We start from the raw sequence: 1,042 nt of genomic DNA, 5'->3' as shown, positions 1-1,042 counted from the left end.
AACTATATAATAACTTGAAAATTACTAATTTATCTGTACTGTAGTATATTAGAATTGAAGGAATTGTAAATAGAATAGTTATTTGATATACTTTAGAAAATACATGTTAATAATGTGAAATCAGACTTTAATTACGGTGAATAATATGAGATTAAGTCTGATGGGTCTTGTTATTATTCTAATATCATTATAGAAATATAAATCGGTAAATTCAGTTTAACTAGGAGGATTATATGAAGCCAATTGTTTTTATCTATCATTCAGTACTTGGAATAAGAGGGTCTGAATTAAATTTGTCAGAGGTTATAAAAAAAGAAGGTTTTGATGTTATCATTCCTGATTTGTATGAAGGAAAGAAATTTGATGATTATAAAACAGCTATGGCTTTTCTCGGAACATTTGGAGAAGATGGTTTAGAAAAGAAAGCCTATGCGATGTTCGAGGAAGAACACAAGAAGAATGGTAAGAAACCGGTTATCTTTATTGGTTTTTCAAATGGTTGTAATTTAGCAGAGTGGCTTTCGCTAAAAATTCCAGAGACAGTTGGAACCATATTGTTACATGGTGGAATGCCAGTTAAAATGTTTGGCTATGAGGGGTGGCCATCAAATCTCCCCATCCAAATCCATTATTCTAAAGAAGATCCGTGGAAACTAGAAGATGAAGAAATTTTACAAGAATTCCTGAATGAAATAGAAAATTCAGGCGCTAAGTTGGAATTCTATGAATATGAAGGAGAAGGATATTTGTTTTCTGATCCTGAATTGCTATTAGAATATAATGATATAGAAACTCAAAATATGTATGAGAAAGTAAAAGGATTTTTAAGTAACTTTTAGTAATGGAATGATAAATTTATGCTGATACCACTAAAGAGCTATGGTAGGAGATTGTCTTGTAAACTGTAACTGGATGTATTATTGAAACTGACAATAAGCTTCTAATGTCCCGGTCGCGCGTGTCGCCGATCGCGAGCGGCGTGACGCCCTTGGCCTTGATCTTCTCGCTCACCGCCTTGAGCTGGTCCCAGGTGGTGGGCACG

General features: G+C 34.0%; 2 protein-coding genes. One reads left to right on the top strand and one right to left on the bottom strand.

The features are described from left to right. The first annotated feature begins 233 nt into the window (after window positions 1-233). Window positions 234-839 (top strand): dienelactone hydrolase family protein, encoded by a 606-nt coding sequence (locus tag ABZ857_RS44385; protein WP_063284065.1) that lies wholly within the window; start codon window positions 234-236, stop codon window positions 837-839. Window positions 840-855: 16 nt separating this feature from the next. On the opposite strand, the gene ABZ857_RS44380 is transcribed toward ABZ857_RS44385, so the two are convergent. Continuing rightward, a partial coding sequence (locus ABZ857_RS44380; protein WP_357057011.1) for a hypothetical protein occupies window positions 856-1,042 on the bottom strand: 187 nt, incomplete at its 5' end.

This window comes from Microbispora sp. NPDC046933 (assembly GCF_040644635.1).
Taxonomy (GTDB): domain Bacteria; phylum Actinomycetota; class Actinomycetes; order Streptosporangiales; family Streptosporangiaceae; genus Microbispora.
The sequence above is the reverse complement of the archived record's forward strand: the minus strand, read 5'-3'. Positions and strand labels throughout refer to the sequence as shown.